A 2,667-nucleotide genomic window follows, 5' to 3' on the forward strand; every position below is an offset into this window, starting at 1 on the left:
CCGACTCGGCCGAGTCGGAGGAGTTCTTCGCCGTCCCCGAACCCGACGTGCCCTGGGTGACGCTCGTGCACAACGACCCCGTCAATCTCATGAGCTACGTCAGCTATGTGTTCCAGAGCTACTTCGGCTACTCCAAGGGCAAGGCCCACAAACTGATGCTCGACGTGCACCAAAAGGGCAGGGCCGCCGTCTCCAGCGGCAGCCGCGAGGAGATGGAACGCGATGTGCAGGCGATGCACGGGTACGGGCTGTGGGCGACGATGACCCAGGACCGCAACTGATGGCCGGGCAGTTCGAGCCCCTCCCCGGCGGAGGGGCCACCGCCGCGCTCGACGAGGTCGAGATCTCCATCCTGCGCTCCCTCGCCGTCCAGCTCCTCGAACTGGTCGGCCCCGGCGAGACACCGGCCGAGGGCGAGGACCCCCTGGCAGCCCTCTTCGCCGAGGGCCCCAGCGAGCCGCCGTCCGACCCGGCGCTGGCCCGGCTCTTCCCGGATGCGTACGGCGAGGAGAGCCCCGAGCACTCCGCCGAGTTCCGGCGCTTCACCGAGAACGACCTGCGCACCCGCAAGCGCGAGGACGCGCTCGCGATGGTCCGCACCCTGGACGAGGCCAAGCCCTCGGACGTCACCCTCTCCGCCGAGGACTCGCGCCACTGGCTCGGCGCCCTCAACGATCTGCGCCTGACGATCGGGACCCGTCTGGAGGTCACCGACGACGAGGACGACCGCGGGCTCTACCGGCTCCCTGACGAGGATCCGCGCAAGCCGATGGTGATGGCGTACCTCTGGCTCGGGGCGCTCCAGGAGACCTTGATCGAAACGCTGATGCCGTAACGGAGCAGTCAGCCGCGGCAGCCGCGGCACGTCGCTCAGCGGACGCTCAAATCCGGATAACGATCACGTCACTGCTGCAAAGCCCTTTGCTGCCGTAATGCAGATTTGTCCGGTTCTTCCAGTGGTGTACGCCACATCCGGCCAAGATGATCACGTATGAGGCCGTGGTAAATCTTCACGACCGCTCACGGGACGCCACCCCTGTCCCGCGAGGGCGCCAGACCCGGCCGACCGCCGGCGGCACTCCATCCACATCCCTCAAGGATCGTCACAGTCGATCCGAGCCAGTACGGCCGGGTCGGCATGGAGAAAGGCGCATCACCATGACCTCAGTGCAGGTCGATCAGGCACCCGACAGCAGTGAGGCCGCGGGCCCCGGAGGCTCAGCCCCCGGCGAGGGCTACCAGCGAGGCCTCGGCGCCCGCCAGATCCAGATGATCGCGATCGGCGGAGCGATCGGCACCGGGCTCTTCCTCGGCGCCGGCAAGGCCATCGCCAAGGCCGGACCCAGCCTCATCCTGGCGTACGCCATCGCGGGCCTCGTCATCTTCTTCATCATGCGGGCGCTCGGCGAGCTCCTCATGTACCGCTCCGTCTCCGGCTCCTTCTCGGAGTACGCACGCGAGTTCATCGGACCCTTCTGGGGCTTCGTCACCGGATGGACGTACTGGCTCTTCTGGGTCGTCACCGGCATCACCGAAGTCACCGCGGCCGCCCAGTACATGTCCTTCTGGACCCATGACAGCTTCCCGCAGTGGGCCTACGCCCTGATCTTCACGGTCGTCCTCTACGGAGTGAACCTGATCTCCGTGAAACTCTTCGGCGAGCTCGAGTTCTGGTTCTCGATGGTGAAGGTCACCGCGATCGTCGGCATGATCCTGATCTGCGCCGGCATCCTCACCGTCGGCTTCTCCGACGCCGCAGACACCGCGACCGTCTCCAACCTCTGGAACGACGGCGGCTTCTTCCCCAAGGGCATCGGCGGCACGCTGATGACCCTGCAGATCGTGATGTTCGCCTTCCTCGCCGTCGAGCTGGTCGGCGTCACCGCGGGCGAGTCCAAGGACCCGGAGAAGACGCTCCCCAAGGCCATCAACACCGTGCCGTGGCGCATCGCCGTCTTCTACGTCGGCGCGCTCGTCATGATCCTCTCGGTCATCCCCTGGCACGAGTTCCAGCCGGGCGTCAGCCCCTTCGTCCACGCCTTCGAGAAGATGGGCCTGGGCGTCGGCGCCGCGATAGTCAACTTCGTCGTCCTGACCGCGGCGCTCTCCTCCTGCAACTCCGGCATGTACTCCACCGGCCGGATGCTGCGCGACCTCGCCCTCAACGGCCAGGGCCCGAAGGCTTTCACCAAGCTCACCAGGAGCGGCACCCCGCTGATCGGCACCACGGTCTCCGCGGCCCTCATGCTGGTCGGCGTCTGGATCAACTACAAGGCGCCGGGACAGGCCTTCAACTACGTCGTCTCCTTCGCCACGATCTCCGGCATGTGGGCCTGGATCATGATCCTGGTCTGCCAGCTCCGCTTCCGCGCCAAGGCCGACCGCGGCGAGCTCCCGCAGTCGTCCTTCCGCGCCCCCGGCGCCCCCTGGACCAGCTGGTTCTCGCTGGCCTTCATCGCGATGGTGATCGTCATGATGGGCGTCGACAAGGACTCGCGGGTCTCGCTCTACTGCGCCCCGCTCTGGGCGCTGCTGCTCTGCGTCTCGTACGTGGTGCTCAAGCGCCGCAACCCGGCGGGCGCGGCCTTCCAGAAGCGGTAACCCCCCCCCCGCATCTCAGCATCCGGGCCTGTCCGTACCGCACTCCGGTACGGACAGGCCCGGATG

General features: G+C 67.2%; 3 protein-coding genes. All 3 read left to right on the top strand.

From position 1 onward, the window contains the following. The coding region (gene clpS, locus J0695_RS24225; RefSeq protein ID WP_206964923.1) for an ATP-dependent Clp protease adapter ClpS at positions 1-281 on the top strand (281 nt) is incomplete at its 5' end. Then, positions 281-835, top strand: coding sequence for a DUF2017 domain-containing protein (locus J0695_RS24230; protein WP_206964924.1), 555 nt, complete (start codon positions 281-283; stop codon positions 833-835). The genes clpS and J0695_RS24230, both read left to right, overlap by 1 nt. A gap of 323 nt (positions 836-1,158) precedes the next feature. Next, positions 1,159-2,601 (top strand): amino acid permease, encoded by a 1,443-nt coding sequence (locus tag J0695_RS24235; protein WP_206964926.1) that lies wholly within the window; start codon positions 1,159-1,161, stop codon positions 2,599-2,601. Positions 2,602-2,667: the final 66 nt, after the last annotated feature.

The organism is Streptomyces beijiangensis (assembly GCF_017315755.1).
GTDB classification, from domain to species: domain Bacteria; phylum Actinomycetota; class Actinomycetes; order Streptomycetales; family Streptomycetaceae; genus Streptomyces; species Streptomyces beijiangensis.

What these genes read in the sequence shown, in the direction of transcription:
- J0695_RS24235 (WP_206964926.1), top strand. Translation starts at nt 1,159, where the DNA reads ATGACCTCAGTGCAGGTCGATCAGGCACCCGACAGCAGTGAGGCCGCG.
- J0695_RS24230 (WP_206964924.1), top strand. Translation starts at nt 281, where the DNA reads ATGGCCGGGCAGTTCGAGCCCCTCCCCGGCGGAGGGGCCACCGCCGCG.